At 65.7% G+C, this 21,560-nt stretch carries 21 protein-coding genes; 4 read left to right on the top strand and 17 right to left on the bottom strand.

What is annotated here, in order from left to right; all coding sequences use genetic code 11:
- Positions 1–2: 2 nt before the first annotated feature.
- The 14 genes from C1A30_RS15315 to C1A30_RS15250 form a co-directional block, all read right to left on the bottom strand.
- On the bottom strand, positions 3–1,163 hold the full coding sequence (locus C1A30_RS15315) for an ABC transporter ATP-binding protein (RefSeq protein WP_101949094.1): 1,161 nt from the start codon (positions 1,161–1,163) through the stop codon (positions 3–5).
- Between the two features lie 24 nt (positions 1,164–1,187).
- Positions 1,188–2,939, bottom strand: coding sequence for an iron ABC transporter permease (locus tag C1A30_RS15310; RefSeq protein WP_101949093.1), 1,752 nt, complete (start codon positions 2,937–2,939; stop codon positions 1,188–1,190).
- A gap of 42 nt (positions 2,940–2,981) precedes the next feature.
- Positions 2,982–4,088 carry an ABC transporter substrate-binding protein gene (locus C1A30_RS15305; RefSeq protein ID WP_101949092.1) on the bottom strand — a complete coding sequence of 369 codons (1,107 nt, stop codon included), beginning with the start codon at positions 4,086–4,088 and terminating at the stop codon, positions 2,982–2,984.
- Positions 4,089–4,430: 342 nt separating this feature from the next.
- On the bottom strand, positions 4,431–5,459 hold the full coding sequence (locus tag C1A30_RS15300; RefSeq protein WP_101949091.1) for a cupin domain-containing protein: 1,029 nt from the start codon (positions 5,457–5,459) through the stop codon (positions 4,431–4,433).
- 63 nt (positions 5,460–5,522) lie between these two features.
- Positions 5,523–6,152, bottom strand: a complete 630-nt coding sequence (locus C1A30_RS15295; RefSeq protein ID WP_101949090.1) for an isochorismatase family protein — start codon at positions 6,150–6,152, stop codon at positions 5,523–5,525.
- Between the two features lie 30 nt (positions 6,153–6,182).
- A complete protein-coding gene (locus C1A30_RS15290; protein WP_101949089.1) occupies positions 6,183–7,043 on the bottom strand; it encodes a dienelactone hydrolase family protein in 861 nt (286 codons plus the stop codon).
- A 38-nt stretch (positions 7,044–7,081) separates the two neighbouring features.
- A complete protein-coding gene (locus tag C1A30_RS15285; RefSeq protein ID WP_101949088.1) occupies positions 7,082–8,185 on the bottom strand; it encodes an extracellular solute-binding protein in 1,104 nt (367 codons plus the stop codon).
- Between the two features lie 19 nt (positions 8,186–8,204).
- Positions 8,205–9,107, bottom strand: coding sequence for an AAA family ATPase (locus C1A30_RS15280; protein WP_101949087.1), 903 nt, complete (start codon positions 9,105–9,107; stop codon positions 8,205–8,207).
- A complete protein-coding gene (locus C1A30_RS15275; RefSeq protein ID WP_101949086.1) occupies positions 9,098–10,165 on the bottom strand; it encodes a cupin domain-containing protein in 1,068 nt (355 codons plus the stop codon). Before C1A30_RS15275 ends, C1A30_RS15280 begins: the two co-directional genes overlap by 10 nt.
- A gap of 42 nt (positions 10,166–10,207) precedes the next feature.
- Positions 10,208–11,314 (bottom strand): ABC transporter substrate-binding protein, encoded by a 1,107-nt coding sequence (locus C1A30_RS15270; protein WP_142392613.1) that lies wholly within the window; start codon positions 11,312–11,314, stop codon positions 10,208–10,210.
- Between the two features lie 186 nt (positions 11,315–11,500).
- A complete protein-coding gene (locus C1A30_RS15265; protein ID WP_101950221.1) occupies positions 11,501–12,487 on the bottom strand; it encodes a 4,5-dihydroxyphthalate decarboxylase in 987 nt (328 codons plus the stop codon).
- A gap of 4 nt (positions 12,488–12,491) precedes the next feature.
- Positions 12,492–13,511: an amidohydrolase family protein gene (locus tag C1A30_RS15260; protein ID WP_101949084.1), complete on the bottom strand. Its 1,020-nt coding sequence runs from the start codon at positions 13,509–13,511 to the stop codon at positions 12,492–12,494.
- Positions 13,508–14,206 carry a 4-carboxy-4-hydroxy-2-oxoadipate aldolase/oxaloacetate decarboxylase gene (locus C1A30_RS15255; protein WP_235009915.1) on the bottom strand — a complete coding sequence of 233 codons (699 nt, stop codon included), beginning with the start codon at positions 14,204–14,206 and terminating at the stop codon, positions 13,508–13,510. Before C1A30_RS15255 ends, C1A30_RS15260 begins: the two co-directional genes overlap by 4 nt.
- A complete protein-coding gene (locus tag C1A30_RS15250; protein WP_101949082.1) occupies positions 14,203–15,327 on the bottom strand; it encodes a zinc-binding dehydrogenase in 1,125 nt (374 codons plus the stop codon). The genes C1A30_RS15255 and C1A30_RS15250 overlap by 4 nt, the downstream gene beginning before the upstream one ends.
- An 86-nt stretch (positions 15,328–15,413) precedes the next feature.
- Here C1A30_RS15250 and C1A30_RS15245 point away from each other — a divergent pair, with 86 nt between their 5' ends.
- A complete protein-coding gene (locus tag C1A30_RS15245) occupies positions 15,414–16,325 on the top strand; it encodes a 4,5-dihydroxyphthalate decarboxylase (RefSeq protein WP_101950220.1) in 912 nt (303 codons plus the stop codon).
- A 67-nt stretch (positions 16,326–16,392) separates the two neighbouring features.
- On the opposite strand, the gene C1A30_RS15240 is transcribed toward C1A30_RS15245, so the two are convergent.
- The gene (locus C1A30_RS15240) at positions 16,393–17,646 is read right to left on the bottom strand and encodes an NAD(P)/FAD-dependent oxidoreductase (protein WP_101950219.1); all 1,254 of its coding nucleotides are present in this window, start codon (positions 17,644–17,646) and stop codon (positions 16,393–16,395) included.
- A gap of 2 nt (positions 17,647–17,648) precedes the next feature.
- The gene (locus tag C1A30_RS15235) at positions 17,649–17,969 is read right to left on the bottom strand and encodes a 2Fe-2S iron-sulfur cluster-binding protein (RefSeq protein WP_101949081.1); all 321 of its coding nucleotides are present in this window, start codon (positions 17,967–17,969) and stop codon (positions 17,649–17,651) included.
- Positions 17,970–18,094: 125 nt separating this feature from the next.
- Between C1A30_RS15235 and C1A30_RS15230 the strand changes: the two genes are divergently transcribed.
- Positions 18,095–18,550, top strand: coding sequence for an RpiB/LacA/LacB family sugar-phosphate isomerase (locus C1A30_RS15230; protein ID WP_101949080.1), 456 nt, complete (start codon positions 18,095–18,097; stop codon positions 18,548–18,550).
- On the top strand, positions 18,538–19,293 hold the full coding sequence (locus C1A30_RS15225) for a 2,3-diphosphoglycerate-dependent phosphoglycerate mutase (protein WP_235010075.1): 756 nt from the start codon (positions 18,538–18,540) through the stop codon (positions 19,291–19,293). Before C1A30_RS15230 ends, C1A30_RS15225 begins: the two co-directional genes overlap by 13 nt.
- Here the strand turns inward: C1A30_RS15225 and C1A30_RS15220 are convergent.
- The gene (locus tag C1A30_RS15220) at positions 19,201–20,709 is read right to left on the bottom strand and encodes an MFS transporter (protein WP_101949078.1); all 1,509 of its coding nucleotides are present in this window, start codon (positions 20,707–20,709) and stop codon (positions 19,201–19,203) included. The genes C1A30_RS15225 and C1A30_RS15220 overlap by 93 nt on opposite strands.
- Positions 20,710–20,804: 95 nt before the next feature.
- On the opposite strand from C1A30_RS15220, the gene C1A30_RS15215 reads away from it, so the two are divergent.
- Positions 20,805–21,560, top strand: a complete 756-nt coding sequence (locus tag C1A30_RS15215; RefSeq protein WP_101949077.1) for a sulfite exporter TauE/SafE family protein — start codon at positions 20,805–20,807, stop codon at positions 21,558–21,560.

The following is a 21,560-nucleotide window of genomic DNA, read 5'->3' as shown; positions in this document are numbered from 1 at the left end:
GGTCAGTCGACGGGGACGAGCGACAGCTTGCCTGGCTGCATGTCCAGATACACCGTCGTTCCCGGCGCGTGCGAGATGTGCGGCAGGCAGCGCGCGCGGATCTCGTGCTTGCCGACAGCCACCACGTGGTCGACCGCATCGCCGAGGAACGCGCGGGTGGTGACGTTGCCTTCCCACACGTTCTCCGCGCCTGCCGGATGGTCGGTGGTCAGCATGACCGCCTCCGGCCGGATGGACACCACCACCTCGGTTCCCGGTTCGACGTGCGCACCCGACTCGAGTGTCAGGCGGCCGTCGCGCGTCTCGACGACGTGCCGGTCACCGCTTCGCGACGCGACGGTGCCGTCGATGAAGTTCGACGTCCCGATGAACTCCGCGACGAACTTGCTCTGCGGGTTCTCGTAGATGGCGCGCGGCTTGCCCAGCTGCACCACCTCGCCGGCCTTCATCACGGCGATGCTCGACGACAGCGACAGGGCCTCGATCTGGTCGTGGGTGACGTAGATCGACGTGATGCCGAGTTCGCGCTGCAGTCGTTTGAGTTCGAAGCGAAGCGACTCACGGAGTTTGGCGTCCAGGTTGGACAACGGCTCGTCGAGCAGCAGTAGCGACGGCTCGATCACGATCGCACGCGCCAACGCGAGCCGCTGCTGCTGTCCACCGGACAACTTGGTGGCATGCCGGTCGGCGTACTGCAGCAGTTCCATGGTCTCGAGCACCCGTTCCACGCGTTCGGTGATCTCGCGCTTGGCGGGACGCTGCCGCCGCGGCCGCACCCGCAGTGGGAAGGCGACATTCTCGAAGACGCTCATGTGCGGCCAGATCGCGTACGACTGGAAGACCATTCCCAGTCCGCGCTTGTTGGCAGGCACATTCACCCGCTTCTGTGTCACCGCACCCGCCGCGAACAACACGTTGCCGCCCACCGAGACGACGCCGGCATCCGGTTGTTCGAGGCCTGCGATGGACCGCAGCGTCGTCGACTTGCCGCAACCCGACGGCCCAAGCAGGGTGAACAACTCACCGGGTTCGACCTTGAAGCTGACGTCGTTGACAGCGAAAACCCTTGCCGGCTCCGCGTTGGTGGCGGGGGCCGACCCGCGGGTCCGGCGTTTCTGCCGTTCACCGTCGAACGTCTTGACCAAGTTCTGGACTTCGAGCACGTCGGTAGTTCCTTTCCAACCAGATCAATCCTGCTTGAGGCCGACCTTGGCCCCGAGCTTGTAAGCGACGGTGACCAACACGACCAGCGTCAGCACCATGACGACACCGAGCGCGGACAAGACGGTGAATTGGCCGTTCTCGAACTGCTCGAAGATCAGGATGGACAGCACTTCGTTTCCTGGGCTGTACAACAGGATTGAACTGGACAGCTCGCGGAACGAAACGACGAGGATGTAGATCCAGCCCGCAACCAGTCCCGGCATCAGCAGCGGAAGCAGCACCCGGCGGAACGTCTGCCACCAACTGGCGCCGTTCACCATCGCCGACTCCTCCAGTTCGTTGGAGATCTGCTGCATCGAGGTCACCGAGTACCGCATGCCGTACGGCAGGTACCGGGTGCAGTAGGAGATCAGCAGGATGAACAGCGTTCCGTAGATCGGGATGGGGCTGCGCAGGTAGACGAAGCTCAGCGCAAGACCCATCACGAGGCCGGGCACCACCAGCGGCATGAAAGCCAACCCGTCCAAGATCTTTCGACCGCGGATCTTCGAGCGCACCACGATCCACGCGGCCACCGCCATCACCGCCATCACCAGCGTCGCCGACGACAGCCCGAGGATCAGCGAGTTCTTCAGCGCCGTGACGGCGTCCGCGGTGTGTGCCAGCGCCCGGTAGTTCTCCAGCGTCATGGACTTGAACGTGTCCTTCGACGGCGGCGCGTAGAACTTCAGCAGCGAGGTGTACAGCAGCACCAGCAGCGGCGCGATGACGGTCAGTAGGAAATAGCCGACGATCAGCACGCCTGCCACCGGCCGCCACTTGCCGAGTTCCATTGGCCGGGGCCGAAATCCCTTGCCCGTCACCGTCTGGTAGTTCTTGCTGGCGCGTCCGGCGAAGTTGGAGATCGCGACGCCGAGCACGGCGATGATCAGCAGGCCGATCGCCAATGCGCCCGCCGCCGACAGGTCCGGCGGATAATCCCGCAGCACGAAATAGATCCGGCTGGTGAACACATAGGTGCCATTCTGCAGACCCAACAGTGCCGGCACCTCGAAGCTCTCCAGGCTGCGCACCACCATGATCAGGATCGCGGCCACGATCGCGGGGCGGGCCAGCGGCACGGTGACCTTACGGAAGACGGTCCACCGGCCTGCGCCCGACATCAACGCCGACTCTTCAAGTGACGGGTCCATCGAGCGGAACGAGGCGACCATGAGCAGGAAGACGATCGGCGACAGTTGCAGGCCCTCGACCCAGATCATCCCCCAGATGCTGAACACGTCGATCACCGCGCGCCCGAAAACCGGCTCCAGGTAGTGGTTGATCAGTCCAATATCGGGGCTGCCCAACAGGATCCACGCGATCGTGTAGAGGATGCCCGGTATCACCAGGGGGATGATCGATGCCGCGAAGAACAGCGCCTTGAACGGTACGTCGGTGCGAACGTTCAGATACGCCAGCCCGGTGCCGAGCACCAGCGACACCGCCGCCGCCCCCACTGCGAACAACAAGGAGTTGCCGACCAGGTCGAAGATCTGGTGGTTGCCGTATGCGCGTTCGAAACCCGAGAACGTGAACCCCGTTGCGTCGAAGAACGTTCCCCAGAACAGGTAGTACAGCGGCACGAGCGCCAGATATGCGATGACGAGTGTCACCACGCCGAGAGTCAGGAACTTCGTGTTGGGCAGGAAGCGCCGCCAGCGGCCGGGCTCGGTCGGCACGGGACCGACCGAGGGTGCCGGGGCGGCCGGCCGAGTCGGTGTGGCAGTCGTCATGTATTCACCTCAATGCGTCGGGCTGGCCGGGTCGGGCGGCGCTCAGCCGCCGATCTTGTCGCTTCGGGACAGCAGGGCCTCGTAGCGGTCGCTCCACTCCTTCTGCTTGTCCAGAAGCTGTTTGACGTCGACGGGAATGACCTCGATGCCTTCCAACGGGTCCTTCAGGTTCGCCGGCTCGATCGACGGGGTCAGGCCCTGATCGACGAACACTTGCTGGCCCTCGGTGAACAGCCAGTCCTGGAAAAGCAATGCAGCGGCGGGATGCGGGGCGGATTTCAGCGGGGCGGCACCCTGCGGACGGGCGATCACCGGTTGCACGAACGGTTGGTAGGCCACCGGCGCGCCCTTGTTCACCGCCTTCTGCACGATGTAGCTGTAGTTTGACGCGGCCACCGAATACTGTCCGGCCGAAAGCATTTCGCCCATCACGGTGTGGCCCTTGACCACCTTCGCGCCATTGGCCATATCGGCGAAGATCTTGTCGATGTCAGCGTCGCTCTTACCGTGTTGCTGCCAGTACTCGTAGAGCGTCAGATACCAGTCGTAGTCGTTGAGCTCCATCGCGAGCGCACCGTCCCACTTCGGGCTGGCCAGGTCTTCCCACGACTTCGGCTGGTCGCCCGCGGGCACTTTCGTAGTGTTCCAGCTGGGGGCGAACAGGTTGTAACGGTCGGCCGTCCAGTTGTCGAACTTGCCCTCCTGGCCCACCAGGTCGCGACGTTCGCCGGTGTAGGGCTCCACCAGTTGCTCCTTACCCAGCGACGCCATCTCCAGCGCGTCGGTTTCGACGACGTCGGCGCCTGCGTGGTTGGCCCTGGCCTCCTGCAGGATGCGTTGCAGCACGGTTTCCGAGTCGGCGCGGTACAGGTTGACCTTGACGCCGGTCTGGTCGGAGAACGCCTTCGTGACCGCGTTGGCAACGTCACTCGTCATCGACGTGTACACCGACACTTCGCCTTCGGCCTTCGCATCCTTGAGCAAGGTGTCGCGGCGTTGCTGCCCCTTGAGGCCTTCGTACTGCTGGAATTTCGAGGCGCCGTTGTTCTGCCCCGACCCGCTTGGCGGCGCGGTCGGCGGCGCTCCGCATGAGACAAGGGCCAGCGTCAGGCCTACGGCCGCCACCAGATGACCGTGTCGAAATGTCATGTGCCTCGAGTCCTCACTGTTCAATGTCCGCCGGCGCCTGCGCCGGATTCTGGCCCCGTTGACGGCCTGTCGATCGCTGAGCTTTGGGCTGATGGGTCTTCGGCAATCTCTGGACTTATTGTATGACCATTAGTGTGATTCCTATCATGTTAGAAGGCTCCTGTGAAGTCCTTCACCGAAATATTGTCTGCTGCACGAACAGAAATATCCACCAAATTCTGGATAGCAGAAAACGCACTGTGCCGCCCAAGGGCGACCAGCGCGTTGGAGTTCGGTCCGGCGGCCGGTGAGGGCAAGCCGCCGGACCGAAGTCTCGGGTCGAGCTGGGGATCAGGCCTGGGGTCAGGCCGTCGCGTCCGCCAATTCGCCTGCCGGCTTGTCAGCGGCAGAGGCGGGCTCGAAGAAGTGCGTGTTGTCGTAGCCGAGGTGCTTGAACACCCGGTTCTGCGCGTTGAACAGCCGCAGCGGCGTGCCGTCTGCCGCGAAGAGCTGGCACACGTGGTTCTGCGGCACGTACAGGGTGTCGCCCTGCTTGATCTCATACCGCTTCGGCTCCAAAGCGATACGCGCGTAGTACTTCTCGGCGATCTCCGCCTCGACCTCCCACTGCAGCGCATAACCGCCGCCGGACAGCACGTAGTACACCTCGTCGGCCATCTTCCAGTACTTGCCGGAGTGGCCACCGGCCTCGATCTCGAGTTCGAAGGCGTCGATGCTGAAGATCCTGCCGTCGGTGCGCTCCGGCGAGGCGATGGTCCGCACCCGCCCCAACGGGGTCTGCTCCCAGACCGTGTCCGCCGGGCTGATCACCTTCTTGCGATCCAGCACGCCAGGAGTCCAGATCCGCGACCAGTCCTCGCGCGGCCCGAACGCGGCCTCGTTGTCGACCGGCCCGCTGCGGCCCTGCTGGATCAGGCCCATGAACATCCAGGTGCACTTCGCCTTGACGACCAGGGCAAGCGCCTTCTCGTCATACGGGTTGAAGTGCCGGTGCACCGAGTCGGTGTGCACGTAGACCAGATCGTCCTTGGCCCAGTCGTAGCGCTGGTCGTCGTGGATCTCGTAGCCGCGGCCTTCGAGGATGTAGAACGCCGCTTCGTTCTGGTGGCCGTGGCCGTGGTTGGACGACTGCGGCGGAAGCTCCACGAAGTGAACCTGGATGGTCTGGGTGAGGAAATCCTCGTCACCGGGGCCGATTCGCCACCAGGTCCGTGATTGTTCGCTGTCTCCGGAGTGGGCGACCTTGGCGTCGTCGACGACGAACGCATCGTCGCGAACCCGCTCGACCTCCAGTTGCTGGCGCCGGAATTCACCGAGCCCATAGGTCTGCGAGGTCAGTCCGCGGACGAATACGCGGCCCTTCTTCCCCATACTGTTCTCCTTCGACGAACCTTCAACTGTAGAATGGTTTTACCATTAGCATGGTAAGCGGCGTCACAACCGATGTCCAGCCACACTAGGCACCGCGGGCGTCAGCCCGGCGATCACGTCCTCGAGCGGGCGCACATTGCACATCCTGGGGAACACCTTCTCCATGAAGAAGGTCCGCTGCTCGGCGAAACCGTGACAGCACTCCGGGATGATGGTGATCTGGAAATCCATATCGCGGGCGTCGTACGCGGTGGACGCGATGCCGACGTGCACCGAGCCACCAACGAGCAGGATCGTGTCGATGTCGCGGCTGCGCAGCGAGAGTTCCAGATGCGTTCCGTGAAACGCCGACCAACGGTGCTTGGGCACGTCGTAGTCCCCCGGTTGCGGCGCGATCTCGGCCAGCACCGACAGCGCCGGTGACCCCGAGGCGTGCGCAGGCAACGGTTGGTACGGGTTGTCCGGCCCCCACGGCCGGAAGTGGCTGTCGGTGTCGGCGATGGTTCGGGCGAAATCGGCGCCGTCCGCGCGATGGTCGGCACGGGCGTAGAAGATCGGCACCCCAACCGTGCGGCACGCCTCGATCAACCGCTTCGTCGGGCCGATGGACCCGGCGGCCTCGATGGGCTCTCGGTAGGCCTCCAGCATGTCGAACACGACAAGACCGGTGGCGCGGTAATCGTAGTGAATCATTGGCTATCGAACTCCAAACATGTTGTGAACTCAGTGTTGACGCGTGTTGCTGGCGAAGTCGTAATCGTCGGCGATGGTCGACGTGAAGCGCCAGCGCACCTGCCCTGATTGCTGCTTCGAGGTGACCGTTCGCAGCCACGACACCATCAGCTCGAAGGTTTCGCGGGCCTGCTCCGCGCGGAACCGGCCGGGCATCGTGTCGTTGAGCCAGCCGTGCGGCAGGTCCTGGTACAGCGCGAAGTCGTAACTGCGCCGGGCGTCTTCGAGATCGTCACGCAACCGCCGGACGTGCTCGACGGACATGGTGTGGTCCTTTTCTCCCCAGATCCCCAGCACCGGCGCTGTACCGGCCTTGATCAGCTCCACATACGGCGTCGTGCGCAGTTCGCCGATCTCGTACTCCCGTGGTTGCGCGCCGCCGTAGAGCAGCACCGCGGCGGCGACGTCGTCGCGAGCTGCGTCGGCGACGATCCCGTAGCTGCCGGTTCGACAGATTCCGACGACGGCGATGGGTGTCCCGCTGAGACGGGGATCGAGGCCGCGGACGTATGACGCCGCCGCGTCGAGGTGACGCAGCGCTGCGGCGTCACTGATGTCGGGCAGTCGCTCGTGTTCACCGGACAGGTCCATGTCGGCAAAGAAATCCGGTGCCACCGAGGCGAATCCGGCACCTGCGAACTTCTCGGTGAGTTCGACGGTGTGGCGCACGACGCCGTAGCGCTCATGGCAAATGACGACGATCGGCAGCGCCGCATCGACGTCGTTGGGGATGGCCACCCAACCGTAGGAGTCCGACCCCAACCGGGTCAGCTCGCCCGGCGGGATTCGATCACTCGGCCCGCGCACGTCGGCGGTGCGCAGGGGCGGGACACCTTTCGGCTCTACACACATATGCTGTGTTCCTCTTTCACCGGATCATCTTGTCCTGCTCAGGATCCCGTTACCAACTGGTTGTACTCGTCGGCGATCTTGGCGCGGTTTGCCACCAAGTCGGCGACGTCCAGATCGATTACCTGCGCGCCGGCCAACGGATCGTGCGCCGTTGGCAGTGGCGGCAGCGCGCGCAACTGCTGGTCGACCGCGGCACCGTCAGGCCCGAGTTGAAAGTCCAGATACAGCGCCGCCCCGGCGGGATTGTCGGTGCCGCCCATCACGCCGCCTGCGTCGTATCTGACCACCACCGGGGAGACGATGTGGCCGGTGCCCTCACCGAAGGCCACCTGCGCGCCCTTGTCGACGAGTCGGTTGACCGACTGCGTGTATACCGACAGCGCCACGTCGAACTGGCCCGCGGCCAGCAGTTCGGCCTGCACCGTATGGCCTTTGGCGGTCTTGGAGTTCGCCGCGATCTTTCGGAACATCGTCGAGATGTCGTCGTCCGACATGCCCCGCTGCTGGTAATACCGTCGCACGGTCGCGTACCAGTCGATATCGCTGTACTCCATGCTGATTCGACCGTTCCACTTCGGATCGGCGAAACCGGCGTAATCAGCGGGCAGATCGGTGGCCGTCAGCTTTCCGGTGTTGTAGCCGGCAACGAACGCCAGCCGCCGCACTCCGGTCCATCCCGTCGACTTGCCCGCGTCGGGCATCGCATCGCGGTATGGCGAGCGGTAATCACCAAGCAGGCCCTTGGATTCCACCGCCGTCATATCGGTGGCCGGCGCCACCAGCACATCGTTGGTCAGCTTGTGCGCGGTGGCCTCCTGTACGACGCGTTGCAGGACGGTCTCGGAGTTCGCGTTGTAGACGTTGACTTTGATGCCGTACTTCTTCGTGAACGCGTCGGCCATCGCCTGCTCGTCGTTGAACGCCGAGTACACGGTCAGTTCGCCTTCGGCCTTCGCGGCCGCGACGAGCGCGTCTTCGCGTTGCGTCCCGGTAAGCCCGTCCCACGGCTTGCTCGTGGTCGGCGCCGCCTGGCGATCGTCAGACCCGGAGTGGGGCGGTGCGCCACATGCCGCGATCAGCGTGGCCGCCAGACCGATGGCAACCACCGCCATCCCCCGTGCAGGTCGATGTCGAAGGCCCATCGGCTCGTTCCTTCCTGACTCAGGCGTCGACGGACTCCGTCGTGAGGTATTCGACCGCGGTGAGCAAGTCGTCCGCGGCGAGCTCGTTCGGGTCGCGCGTGACCTCCTGGCGCAGCGCCAACGCCGACAGCATCAGCTTGCGCACCCGGCGCCCGTCCAGACCCGCGCACGCGTCGGCGAGCTTGGCGTGCAGACCGTCGTCGTTGGCCAGCGGGCGCACTCCCGGCCACAGCACCGCCAGCTCCTGCAGGCTGTGCCGAATGATCTGCCCGATCGTCGTGGTGTCCGGCAGCGACAGCCGCAGCACCAGATCCGCGCGCGACAGAAACGCCTCGTCGACGGCGTCGGTGAAATTGGTCGTCGCGACGAACAACACTCGCGGCAGATCGGCGGCGACGGCGTCGATCCCGGCCAGCAGCGCATCGGTGGCGCGATGCACGTCGACCGGGTTGGCGCCGAACGACGCGGCCGACCGGCGCACCGCGAAGCTCTCCACCTCGTCGATGAGCACGATCGTATGCGGGCGCCGCGCCGCGAGCTCCGGAATCGTGTCCGTCATCAATTGCGTGATATTGCGCTGACTTTCGCCCAACAGCTCGCTGGGAAAGGCGTGTGGGTCGATCTCGACGTACGTCGTCGCACCGCGCGGTGCCACCGACCGCGCCGCCATCTGCGCGAGCCCGCGGGCCAACGTCGTCTTACCGGTACCCGGCGGACCGGACAGGATGATCAGACCGTGTGGCAGCCCGGCCAGGGTGGCCAGTGCGGGCCCATGCAGCAGCGTCAGCAGCGCGTGGTTGAGCAAGCGCTCCTTCACACCAGGTGCGGTGAGGATGTGGTCCCACGGCCCGTCGTGATGATCGGCGGGCAGCACGTGGACGGACAACACCCCGGGCGGCAGCGCTTTTGGCGTCACGGCCATGTCGGCCGCCTCACCTCCGGCCAGTCGACGGTGCTGATGTCACCGGCTTGCGCATCCCTGATGTGCTCCGGCGGCTCCTCGAAGAGCACCATTGGATCCATCAGCACCCGCATGGTGTCGAGCAGGCTGTCGAACATGTGGATCCGCACGACTTTCGCGGTCTTCTCCGGATCATCGTTGAAGTGCTGGTGCCACAGGAAGTGGTCGACGACTATGAGGTCGCCCTTCTTCCACGGGTAGTCCGTGCCGCCTTCGGGTTCGGTGCCGAGATAGCTGTGGCCGGCGCCTTCGAGGACGTACAGCCACGCCTCACCGGCATGCCGGTGCATCGACTGGCCGCGGCCGGGCCCGATTTCGAACATCGCCATCGAGATGCCCGACGCTTGATAGCCGTTCGCGCGGTCGAGCAGGAACGTCGTGCGGGTGCCGCGCGGGGTGGGCAGCAACTCGAGTTCGTCCCAGTCGGTATGCAGCCGTCCCGAGCGGCGGGCCCGCTGATCGCGGGCCAGCCTGCGGATCCGCCGGGCGTACGGGTCGTCGCCAGTGACCTCCGCGGAATAGGCCGGCCGGCCCGGCAATTCGCTGACCGGCGTGTGTCCGGCGTCCTCGATGACCGACATGCCCATCGTCTCCAGCAGCGGCTCGCTGGAGAACGTCAGGTAACGCGCGGTGACGTCCCCGTCGTTGCCGGACCGGTGCCAGGCCCACGCGGGTATGTGCAGCGAATCGCCTGGGCCCCAGTCGATTCGCTGACCGTCGATCTCGGTCCAGCCGTGACCTGCCACCACCAGGACCATGGCGTCCCACGAATGCCGATGGATGGTGGACACCACGCCGGGGTCGAACTCGTGGGCGAGGGCGTCCATCGAGCGGGTCGGCCGATCGCCGTCGGCACCGACATACACACCGATGCGGGTCCCCCGCTCGGTCTCGACCATGGTCACGTCTTCGAGGGCGACAACCGTCTTCTGGTAGCTGCGCCACTCCTCGATGAAGTCGGCCCGTCGCTTCTTCTGCACGTGATAGTGCGAGACCTTCGTGGTGGTATGCGTGGTCACGTCAACCTTTCCGTTGTGGTGTTGCCCTTGCGTTTTCGCGAGTTACGTCTTGCCGCCCGCGTCGGTCACGCTCTTGTACGTGTCACTCCACTTCTGGGCGTTGTTGAGCAGTTCCTCTTCGGGCGTGGTGACCGTCTGTACGCCGGCCAGCGGGTCCTCGGCAGTCGGGATCGCACCGATTCGGTTCGCCCCGGCGATGGCCTTCTGTCCGTCGGTCAGCAGGAAGTCGAAGAACAGCAGCGCAGCGGCGGGATGCTTGGCCGACTTCATCAAACCGGCGCCGTTGGGCCGCAGCACCACCGGTTGCACCGGCTTGCCGTCCTTTCGCCAAGTCACCGGCGCGCCCTTCTCGGCGGCGTTGTCGACGGTGTGCGAGTAGATCGACACCGCGACGTCGAACTGGCCAGCGGCCAGCAGTTCGCCCATCACAGTGTGGCCCTTGGCGATCTTGGCATTCGCGCCCAGCTGGTGGAAGAAGCTCATGATCTGGTCGTCGGACTGGCCCTGCGACTTGTAGAACTCGTACATCGCGGCGAACCAGTCCACGTCACCGAGTTCCAGGCCGATGCGGCCCTTCCACTGCGGTGCCGTCAGGTCGCGCAGCGACTGTGGTTCCGTGCCCGCAGGCACCTTGGCGGTGTTCCAGCCGATCACGAACGCATTGAAGCGGTCCGCCGTCCAGCCGTCCTTGCGGCCCTCCGGCCGGACCTTGTCCCGCAGTTCGCCCTTGTACGGGTAGAGCAGCTGCCGTTGCTGCATGGCGTTGAGCTCACCTGCATTGGTCTCCACCAGGTCCGCGCCCTGATAGTTTGCGCTGGCCTCCTGTAGCACACGCTGCAGCACCGTCTCCGAATTCGCCCGGTACGTTTCGACTTTCAGCCCGTACTTGTCCTCGAAGGCCTTTACGACGTCGTCCATATCGGTGTTCGACGTGTACAGCGACAGCGTGCCGTCCTTCTTGGCGAGGTCGAGCAGCGTCTTGCTGCGCTCCTCCCCGGTCAGCCCGTTGATCTGGTCGTAGACCTGTTGCGCCGCGGTCGCGCCCGCCGGCGCGGAACCGGTGTTGGACGCGGTCGGGCTGCTACCGCACGCCGCGGTCAGGAGCAACACCAGAGCCACCACTACATAGCTAGCCGAACGGATTCTCACGGCTCACTCCTCATGATCTGCCACTGTGAATGGACTGACATTCAGACCATCAGTGTGATTTCTATCATGCCGGCGCGTTCCTGTGAACCCCCCGTTTTTCGCCCACCCTTTCCGCGCGAACGTTCGTTACCGCTCGAAATTTGGCGAGTTTTTCGCGCACAAGTTCACGTTCGGCGGTCGAACGCATCAGATGACGAACGCTTCCGTCGTCTCCGGTGCGAACAGGTCGGCGGGCTCATACCGGTTGCGGGACAGTCCTTGCGCGTGGTGATAGCCGAGGAACGCGTCGAGCACGTGTTCGTTGTCAGCAAGGCCGTAGGACCAGTAGTCGCGGCCCAGCAACTCGCGCGACTCCTCGAGATGCTGGATCAGCCATGGCTCCATGAACCGCAGTGCCGACGAATCGTAGATGCGTTCGTAGGCCAGATCGCGCGCCCGCAGGCACGCCTTGTACAGCGACTGGGCGATCCACCGATGCCGTTCGTAGAGTTCGGCGCGGAGCACGACGACGTGCATGATCGGGAAGATCCGCGTCGCCGCGAAGTACTCTCTCTCGACGGCGACCACGTCCTCGAACAACCGCTTGACCCGCTTGTCACCGTCGCGGAACGGACTGGGCACCCGCGGCGTGTACAACGCGTCGATCTCCCCGTCGGCGAGCATCCTGGCAAGTGTGGCACCTGTCGGTATCGGGCGGATGTCGAGTCCGGTGTCCACCTTGCCCTTCTCGATACGCCCCGGTGTCTCCTGTCCGCCGGTGAAGTAGGTGACCGAATCGATTGGCACGCCGTGGTGTTCGGCGAGGATGCCTCTGATCCACACGCCCGCCGTCAACTGGAACTCCGGGGAGGCCACCCGCTTACCGCGCAGGTCCGATGGCACCGAGATGCCGGCGTCGGCGTTGATGTACACCCCGCCGTGGCGGAACATCCGCGAGGTGAACACCGGAAGCGCGACGAACGGGCGCGCGTCGCGGTCCAGCGTCGCGACATAGGTGGACAGCGACATCTCCGCGACGTCGAATTCGCGGTGCCGCAGCATCCGGAAGAACGTCTCCTCCACCGGCAGCCGAAGATAGGTGAGGTCGATGCCGTCGGCACGCACGCTGCCGTCCTCGAGCGCGCGGGTGCGGTCGTAGTCACCGCACGCGAACGTCAGATGCAGATTGGACATCCACTCACCTTCCTGCGGCGGCGAGCCGCCGATGCAGACGCGGGTATGCGCGGCGGGCATTCAATTCGACGATCGCTTGCCGGTTGATGTCCGTCAGCGCGAGGTTCTCGACGTAGACCAAAGTGTCGTCCCATGCCACCCCGGTCTCCGGGTCGGCACCTCGTACCGCGCCGAGCATCTCGGAGGCGAACAGGATGTTCTCCGCCGGAATCACGTTGGCCAGCAAATCGATTCCGGGTTGGTGGTAGACGCAGGTGTCGAAGTACACGTTGCGTAGCAGCTCGGCGGGGTCGGGTCTGCCCAGCCGCTCCGCCAGCCCGCGGTACCTGCCCCAGTGGTACGGCACCGCCCCGCCCCCGTGCGGAATGACGAAGGTCAAACTCGGATACTTCACGAAGAGGTCCGCCAGGACGAATTGCATGAAGACACTGGTGTCGGCATTGAGGTAGTGCGCACCGAGGGTGTGGAAGTTGGGGTTGCACGACGTCGAGACGTGCACCATGGCGGGCACTTCGAGCTCCACCATCGCCTCGTACAGCGGATACCAGTACTCGTCGGTCATCGGCGGCGTGGCCCAGTAACCGGCCGAGGGATCGGGATTGACGTTGCATCCGACGAAGCCGAGTTCCTCGACACAGCGCCGCAATTCGTCGACCACAGGCCCGAGGTCCCCGTCGGGGGTCTGCGGCAGCTGCGCCACCGGGACGAAGGAGTCGGGGAACAGTTCGGCGACCCGGTGCACGAGGTCGTTGGACGCCCTGGCCCACTCGACGGCGGTCGCCTGGTCGGTGACGTGGTGCTCCATGCCGGAAGCCTTCGGCGAGAACAGCATCAGATCTCCACCGCGCTCACGCAGCAGCCGCAGTTGGTTGCGCTCGATGCTTTCGCGGATCTCGTCGTCGGTGATCCGCGCCGGGGCGGGCGGTGGCAGCGACGGGTCCTCCAACGCGGCGAGCTGATCGGTGCGGAACCGCTGCTGTTCGGCAGGCGCCGTTGTGTAGTGGCCGTGGACGTCGATGATCATTGCGACGCCTGCTCGTAGTCGACGTAGCGAAGGCCGAGACGTTCGAGTTCGCCTCGCATGTCGTTGATGTCGAGGAACAGCTCGCCGCGCTGATAGCGCTCGCGCGAACGCGCCTCCTTCTCCTCTCTGGCCTTGGCCGCTGCCAGCACCTCGGCGGCTTTCGCGCGCGGCACCACCACCACGCCGTCGTCGTCGCCGATGATCACGTCGCCGGGTTCGACCGCGGCGCCTGCGCACGTTACCGGGATGTTCACCGAGCCGAGGCGCTTCTTGACCGTGCCCTGCGCGGATACGCACTTGGACCACACCGGGAACTTCATCTCCGTCAACTCGGCGATATCGCGACAGCCGGCGTCGATCACCAGGCCGCGCACCCCGCGAGCCGCCAACGTCGTTGCCAGCAACTCACCGAAATAACCGTATTCCGAGGGTGATTCGGGTGCGACCACCAGGACGTCGCCTGGCTGACACTGTTCCACGGCGACATGGATCATCCAGTTGTCGTCGGGCGGCAGGCTGACTGTGACGGCGCTTCCGCACACCCTGGCTCCGGTGTAGATGGGCGTCATGTACGGCGCGACCAGACCGGTGCGGCCCTGCGCCTCGTGGATCGTGGCCACCCCGTACTGGCCGAGGGCGTCACGGACGTCGGGGTCGGGTCGGGGTGGATTGCGGACGACGGTCGGCGTGCTCACTTGTCCTTCCCCAGCCATGGCATCAGCGAAATGTGGATGACGTCCTCGTCTGCGGTGTCACCGGCGAGCGCGCGGATCGCACGGTCCACCTGGTCGAGGCCGAACTGATGTGTGGACAGCCGCTCGAGCGGGAAGCGGCCCGAATCCAGTTGCTGCAACGCCAATTCGCAGGCGCGGTAGCTGTGTCCGCGGGCGCTCTTGATGGTGATCGCCTTCTCGGTGAGCAGCTTGATCGGAAAGTCGGGGAACGCCGCCAGCTCACCTTGGATCAGCAGTGTGCCCTCGCGGCGCTTGAGCACATCGATGCCGAGCAGCACCGGCCCGACACCGGCACGCGAGGTGCAGTCCAGCACGAAGTCGACGCCGCGGCCGCCGGTGAGATCCATGACGGCCTCGCGCGGGTCGACCTGCTCGATGTCGATCACGTCGTCGGCGCCGAGTTCGAGGGCGAGGTCGAGGCGTGCCTTGTCGCGCGTCGTGCCGGTCAGAATGATCTTCGACGCGCCCGCCTGCTTGCAGGCCACCACCTGTGAGAGGCCTTGCTGACCGGGCCCCTGGATCAGCACCGTGTCGGCGTACCCGACACCCGCGGCCAGCAGCGCCCATTCGATGCCGTTCGACAGCGGGGTCACCAGGCCGGCCAGTTCGGCGCTCACCCTGTCCGGAACCTTGTGCAGCACGGCGTTCCACGGCAGGTACATGTATTCGGAGAAGCCGCCCCACAGCGTGCCGGGGTTCTCCGCCGAGGTGTAGCCGTACCGGCGGGCATCGGCGTTCGTGCGCCAGTCGGTGGCCTCACAGTGCCGGTATTCACCGATGCGGCACCATTCGCAGTTGTAGCAGCCCACATAGTGCTCGACGAAGACGCGGTCGCCTTCGGTGACGCCGTGCAGTTGCTTGAACTTCTCCCCCGCCGCCGCGATGGTGCCGACGTTCTCGTGACCCATGATCACCGGATCGTCGAAGGGCGGTTTGGCGTACATCTTCACATCGGTGCCGCAGATGCCGGCGACCTCGACCTTGAGCAAGGCGGAATCGTCGGACAGCTCGGGCATCGGGAGCTCTCTGATTTCGGTGGTGCTGGGGGCGACCCGCACGGCGGCCAGAACACTCGGTGCCATCTGTCTCCTTCGTCGGCCCGTATGGCATTATGGTCATGCCAATGTACCAAACCGCGGTCGCGACGACCAGGGACGGAGGGCCAACGATGGCTGAACCTGTGTTGACCACAGTCACCCGAACCCAGGGGGCCAACCAGGCGCTCAAGGACGGCTCGGTGACCCCGACGGGCTTCTCGTTTGCCTTCGAGGAGATTCCGGTGTTGGTCAAGGGGTTTCGCCGGATGGTGCGCTCGCTGGAATTCGACGTCAGCGAGATGGCGCTGACCACCTATCTGACCGCGCGTGAGCACGGCGTCGCGTTCACGGCGCTGCCGATCTTCCTGGTGCGAGGCTTCCACCACGGCGCGATCCGGTACAACACCAAGTCGGGCATCCGCGACCCGAAGGACCTCGAGGGTCGCCGCGTCGGGGTCAACCGGGGTTACACCGTGACCACCGGCGTCTGGGCCCGCGGCATCCTCGCCAGCGAGTTCGGCGTCGACCTGCAGAGTGTGCGGTGGGTGCTGTCCGGCGACGAGCATGTGGCGTCGTACGTGCCGCCCGCCAACGTGGAACCGGCCACCGGCGACCTCGCGGACATGCTGATCAACAACGAGATCGACGCCGTGATCGGTGTCGACGTGCAGCACCCCGACGTCGCACCGCTGATTCCAGACCCGGACGACGCCGCCATCCGCGCCCTGCGTGAGCGCGCCTTCTACCCGATCAACCATCTGATCGTGGTGAAAGACTCCGTGCTGCAGCGCTATCCGAAGGTGGCGCGCGCGGTGTTCGACGCGTTTAGCGAGGCCAAACAACGCTACGTCGCCCAGTTGCGCGACGGCGTCGTCACCGATCGCGTGCTTTCGCCGGTGCTGCAACTGACCGGAGCCGATCCGCTGCCCTACGGCGTCGAAGCGAACCGCCCGATGCTCGAGCAGTTGATGGAATTCGCCATGGCGCAACGGATCTTGACCCGTCCCGTCCACCTCGACGAGATGTTCGCCGACGTCGAGTGATCCGCGAGGCTGTAGTTAGCGTGCGACTCACTCGCACTTCCTCGCGGTAACTACAGCCTCGCGCCGGCTAGGCGCCGATCGCCTGCGGAACGATCAGTTCACGCAGCGCGACCGTGCTGTCCGCCGCGGCGCCGGCATGTATGGTCGCGCCCACGCTGAGCGCCTTGCGGACCGCCATGTAGTCACCCGGCATGTTGACGGCGTCCACCGCCAGGAGCGCGCCGTCGCGGTAGTACAGCACCGAGAAGGACTCGCCTGCGATGTCGCCGCGCACCACGTACTCGTCGTGTCCCGCTGACAGGCCTGCGATTTGAAGTTTGAGGTCGTACTGGTCCGACCAGAACCACGGCACGGCCTCGTTCGGTACCCGTTGGCCAATCAGGGTCGCCGCCGCGGTCTTGGCCTGACTGATCGCGTTCTGCACCGATTCCAGCCGCACCCGGCCCTCGCCGGTGAGTGGGTGGGGCTGTACCGTGCAGTCGCCCGCGGCGACCACGGTGGGATTGCTCGTGCGGGCGAACCTGTCCACGACGATGCCGCCCGCGGACGCGAGCCCGAGTTGGTGCGCCAGTTCGGTGCACGGTTCGACGCCGATGCCGACGATCACCAGATCCGCGGGGATCTGGCTGCCGTCGGCCAGCGTGACGACCTGCACCCGGTTGTGCTTGCCGCCAAGGGAAATCACCTTCGTGCCGATCCGGACGTCGACGCCGCGGCCGATGTGGGCGTCGCGGTAGAACTCCGACACCACTGGCGCCACCGCGCGACCGATCAGCCGGTCGGCCGCCTCGACGACGGTCACCGTCTTCCCCTGCGTGCGGGCGACCGCGGCGGCCTCGAGTCCGATGAAGCCGCCGCCGATCACCACCACCGACTCGGCGTCGGACTGCAGCGCACGCAGCACCGTCGCGTCGTCGGCGGTGCGCAGATAGGTGACGCCGTCGAGATTGGCACCGGGCACGGTCAGTTGCCGCGGTCGCGCGCCGACCGTCAGCGCCAGCCGATCGAAGTCGAGTACTCGCCCGCTGGCGGTCCTCGCCGTTCCCGGTGGGCCACCGGCGTACAGATCGACCTTCTCGACGCGTTCGCCGGTGATCAACGTGATGCCTTGCCCGGCAAGCACCTCCGGGGCCCGCAGCCACAGCTGCTCGAGTTCGGTGTTGCCGTGCAGATAGGCCTTCGACAACGGCGGCCGTTGATACGGCGCGTACGGTTCGGCGCCGACGAGGGTGATCGGGTCGGTCGAACCCGCATCGCGCAGCGACACCGCCAATTGCAGCCCCGCTTGACTGGCCCCGATGATCAGGGTGCCCGCCGGCATCGTCACTGCTCCGCGGGCACGTGGACGGTGAGGCCGTCGAGCGCGTCGGTTACCGCGATCTGGCAGGACAGCCTGCTGGTCTGCCGTCGGTCCGCGACGCCGAGGTCGAGAAGGTCGTCCTCCATGTCCTTCGCGCCACCGACTCTCGACGCGAACTCGTCGTCGACGTAGACGTGGCAGGTGGCGCAACTGCAGTTGCCCCCGCATTCGCCGATGATGCCGGGGATACCGTTGCGCACGGCGACGGACATGACCGACTCACCGGCATTGGCGTCGACGACGCGCTGGGCACCGTCGAGGGTGATGAAGACGACCTTCGGCATGCAATCTCCAGGACTGAAGTGATGGTCTAACCATTCTACCTTAGCTGACGACGGACGGGTAGCTCAAGGCCTATGGTGTTACCATAAGGCCACTGCTTGGATGTTGCGACCTCTAGGACCGACACATGCGCATCGCGATCGCCGCCGACCACAACGCCGTATCGATGAAGTCGCGCCTTGCGGCGTGGCTGCGCGAACGCGGGCACCAGGTCGACGATCGCGGAGTACACGACGCCGGCGAGATCGCCGACTACCCACCGCTGTGCGCGGACGTCGGATCCCGAGTGGTCGGCGGCGACGACGACTTCGGCGTGATCCTCGGCGGCAGCGGCTGCGGTGAACAGATCGCGGCGAACAAAATTGCCGGCGTGCGGGCCGCCCTGTGTCACTGCGTCTTCACCGCCGAGATCGCGCGGGCCCACAACGACGCCAACGTCCTGGTGATGGGCGCCAAGGTGGTCGCCCCCGACCTGGCCGAGCGCATCCTGCAGGTGTGGCTCACCACCGCGTTCAAAGGCGGCCGCCACCAGTTGCGGGTGGATCAGATCAGCGCACTCGAACGAGGGGAATCACTGGTATGAGCCGCGTTCTGGTGCTGCTCCGGCACGGCGAGAGCACCGCCAACGCCGACGACGTGTTCGGCGGCTGGCTCGACTTCGGGCTGACCAACCGTGGCCGTGATCAGGCCGCCGCGGCGGGCACTTTGATCCGCGATGCGGGCATCTCCGTCGGCACCGTGCACACCTCGTTGCTGACCCGCGCGGTCGAGACCGCCGATATCGTTGTCGCCGAGATCGATTCGGGCATTCCGGTGCGACGGAGCTGGCGACTCAACGAGCGCCACTACGGCGCGTTGCAGGGCAGGCGCCGCAGCGACGTCCGCAGGGAGTTCGGCGCACAGATCTACGCCGACTGGCGACGGTCGTATCACCTGGCCCCGCCCGCGCTGAGCCCTGATCATCCGCAGCATCCCCGCCAGGACCCGCGTTATGCCGCGTTGCCTGCGCACGAACTGCCCGCCACCGAGTCGCTGGCGGCGGTGCGCCGCAGGCTCGTGCCGTACTGGCAGGACGCGATCGCCGCGGATCTCTCGGCAGGACACGCCACCCTGGTAGTGGCGCATGGCAATTCGCTTCGGGCGATGTGCATGCATCTGGACGGTCTGACACCGCAGCAGGTGAGCGCGCTGCACATTCCCACTGGAGTCCCGCTGCGCTATGACCTCGACGATTCATTGCGGCCGTTGGTGCCCGGCGGCGTTTACCTCGATCCGGTGCGCGCCGCGGCGGGTATCGCCGAGGTCGCCGCCCAGGGCACACGCTGACTCACCCTCAGGGAACAAATAGGCGATCCGTTGTGTCGTGCGCCGCGCCCTCGCACCGGTGGTGGCCGCGCCGACGACGAAGACCATCAAACCGAAACCGACGATCACAACCAATGCCGGACGGGTCGCGGCGATGAACGCCGACGCGTTCATAGCCGAAATGTGCGAGCTCAGAATCGATCCGACGATCGCGACCCCGAGGCTGGTGCCGATGTTGCGACTCGTCGTCGCGACCGCGGCGGCCACCCCTGCATGGCTGCGTGGCATCCCCGATACCGCGGTGTTGGTGATCGGCGCGTTCACCGTGCCCTGCCCCACACCGAAGGCGAGGTAGCTGGCCAGCACGAAACCCAGCGGAGTGTGCACGCGCAGGAACAACAGCATGGTCGCGCCGATGCAGATCATCGTTCCGGCAAGCAGCAAGGATGGCCGAGGGCCGAATCTGCCGACGGCACGGCCGGACAACGGCGAACACAGCAGCACAGTCAGGCCGAGCGGCACGGTGCACAGGCCCGCCTGCATCGGCGACAACCCGCGAATCGTCTGCAGGTAAAGGGTGTTCATGAACAGGAAACCGCCGAACGCACCGAAGGCGCAGATCGCAATCAGCGTCGCACCGGCGAACGGCACACTGCGGAAAAACCGCAGTTCGATCAGCGGGTCGGTGCGCCGCGGTTCGTGGATCAACAGCACGGTGAGCGCGGCGACAGCGAGGCCGAACAGCGAAAGCGTCTGCACAGAAGCCCAACCCGCATGCGGCCCCTCGATGATGGCGTAGACGCAACTGGCCAACAGCACCACCATCGCCACCTGGCCGATCGGATCGATCCGGCGCGGTCGCGGTGAGCGGGATTCCGGAACGAACAGCGCCGCGGCGCCCAGCGCGACCGCTCCTATCGGCAAGTTGATCCAGAAGATGGCCCGCCAGTCGACCAGTTCGACGAGCATGCCGCCGACAAGCGGACCGACAGCGATGCCGATCCCCAACACGCCGCCCCAGAGGCCGATCGCGCGGGCACGGTCGCGTGGTTCGGTGAAGACGTTGGTGATGATCGACATCGCCACCGGATTGAGCATCGATCCGCCGAGCGCCTGCAGCATCCGGAAGGCGACCAGCCAACCCACCGACGGGGCCAGGCTGCACAGCAGTGATGCGCCGACGAAGATCGTCAGCCCGATCTGGAAGGTGCGGCGCCGACCGACCCGATCCGCGGTCGACCCGGACAGCAACAGGAAACTGGCGAGCACGACGACGTACGCGTCGATGGTCCACTGCAACGCGGAGATCGGGGCGTCGAACTCTTCACTGATCGACGGCAACGCGACGTTGACGATCGTGGTGTCCATGCTGACGATCAGCACGCTCATACAGCAGATGCCGAGCACCAGAAACTTCCGCCGGCGGCTCAACACCATTCCTCCGATGGTAACCGCGATGGGCTGATGGACCAATTGTCGGTCCATAGTTCTCGAATTGACATTGGACGCGCACGCATAGTCAGGTATCTGCCGTGGACTGGCTATTCCTCGGCGGAGCGGGCGTGCTGGGCGGGCTCACCGGCAGCATCGCCGGCCTCGCCTCGGTGGCCACCTATCCGGCGCTTCTGCTCGTCGGGTTGCCGCCGGTGGCGGCCAACGTCACCAACACGGTTGCGCTGGTGTTCAACGGTGTCGGGTCGGTGTTGGGATCGCGACCGGAACTCGAGGGTCAGGGTAAGTGGATCGCCCGCATCGCGCCGGTGGCCGCACTCGCAGGCGCGGCGGGCGCCGCGCTGCTGTTGTCCACTCCGGCGGACGGCTTCGAGAAGGTGGTGCCGATCCTCCTCGGGTTGGCGTCGCTTGCGATCCTGATTCCGCGTCGCGGCAATCAGCAGACCCGCATCGCCGATCACCGGCGCCACACGGTCGCGACGCTGCTCGAGGCCGGCGCCATCTTTGTCATCTGTATCTACGGCGGCTATTTCGGCGCTGCCGCGGGTGTGCTGCTGCTCGCGCTGCTGTTGCGTGTCGGCCACGCCACACTGGCGCACGCCAATGCGGGCAAGAACGTGATCCTCGGGATCGCCAACGGTGTGGCGGCGCTGGTGTTCGCGGCGCTGGCCCCCGTGCACTGGGCCGCGGTGCTCGCGCTAGGCGTTGGATGCCTGGTCGGTTCACGCCTGGGTCCGATCGTGGTGCGGCATGCGCCTGCGACGCCGCTGCGCGCCGTGATCGGCATCGCGGGCGTCGCGCTGGCCGTCAAGCTCGGCATCGACGCCTACGCCTAG

It is taken from the genome of Mycobacterium sp. 3519A, from assembly GCF_900240945.1.
Taxonomy (GTDB): domain Bacteria; phylum Actinomycetota; class Actinomycetes; order Mycobacteriales; family Mycobacteriaceae; genus Mycobacterium.
This window is presented reverse-complemented; position numbering and strand designations above follow the sequence as displayed.

Bases quoted from the DNA above. Each gene is read 5' to 3' on its own strand.
- C1A30_RS15300 (WP_101949091.1), bottom strand. From the start codon at position 5,459: ATGGGGAAGAAGGGCCGCGTATTCGTCCGCGGACTGACCTCGCAGACC.
- C1A30_RS15310 (WP_101949093.1), bottom strand. From the start codon at position 2,939: ATGACGACTGCCACACCGACTCGGCCGGCCGCCCCGGCACCCTCGGTC.
- C1A30_RS15295 (WP_101949090.1), bottom strand. From the start codon at position 6,152: ATGATTCACTACGATTACCGCGCCACCGGTCTTGTCGTGTTCGACATG.
- C1A30_RS15305 (WP_101949092.1), bottom strand. From the start codon at position 4,088: ATGACATTTCGACACGGTCATCTGGTGGCGGCCGTAGGCCTGACGCTG.
- C1A30_RS15285 (WP_101949088.1), bottom strand. From the start codon at position 8,185: ATGGGCCTTCGACATCGACCTGCACGGGGGATGGCGGTGGTTGCCATC.
- C1A30_RS15220 (WP_101949078.1), bottom strand. From the start codon at position 20,709: ATGGTGTTGAGCCGCCGGCGGAAGTTTCTGGTGCTCGGCATCTGCTGT.
- C1A30_RS15265 (WP_101950221.1), bottom strand. From the start codon at position 12,487: ATGTCCAATCTGCATCTGACGTTCGCGTGCGGTGACTACGACCGCACC.
- C1A30_RS15240 (WP_101950219.1), bottom strand. From the start codon at position 17,646: ATGCCGGCGGGCACCCTGATCATCGGGGCCAGTCAAGCGGGGCTGCAA.
- C1A30_RS15280 (WP_101949087.1), bottom strand. From the start codon at position 9,107: ATGGCCGTGACGCCAAAAGCGCTGCCGCCCGGGGTGTTGTCCGTCCAC.
- C1A30_RS15250 (WP_101949082.1), bottom strand. From the start codon at position 15,327: ATGGCACCGAGTGTTCTGGCCGCCGTGCGGGTCGCCCCCAGCACCACC.
- C1A30_RS15245 (WP_101950220.1), top strand. From the start codon at position 15,414: ATGGCTGAACCTGTGTTGACCACAGTCACCCGAACCCAGGGGGCCAAC.
- C1A30_RS15230 (WP_101949080.1), top strand. From the start codon at position 18,095: ATGCGCATCGCGATCGCCGCCGACCACAACGCCGTATCGATGAAGTCG.
- C1A30_RS15260 (WP_101949084.1), bottom strand. From the start codon at position 13,511: ATGATCATCGACGTCCACGGCCACTACACAACGGCGCCTGCCGAACAG.
- C1A30_RS15290 (WP_101949089.1), bottom strand. From the start codon at position 7,043: ATGTGTGTAGAGCCGAAAGGTGTCCCGCCCCTGCGCACCGCCGACGTG.
- C1A30_RS15235 (WP_101949081.1), bottom strand. From the start codon at position 17,969: ATGCCGAAGGTCGTCTTCATCACCCTCGACGGTGCCCAGCGCGTCGTC.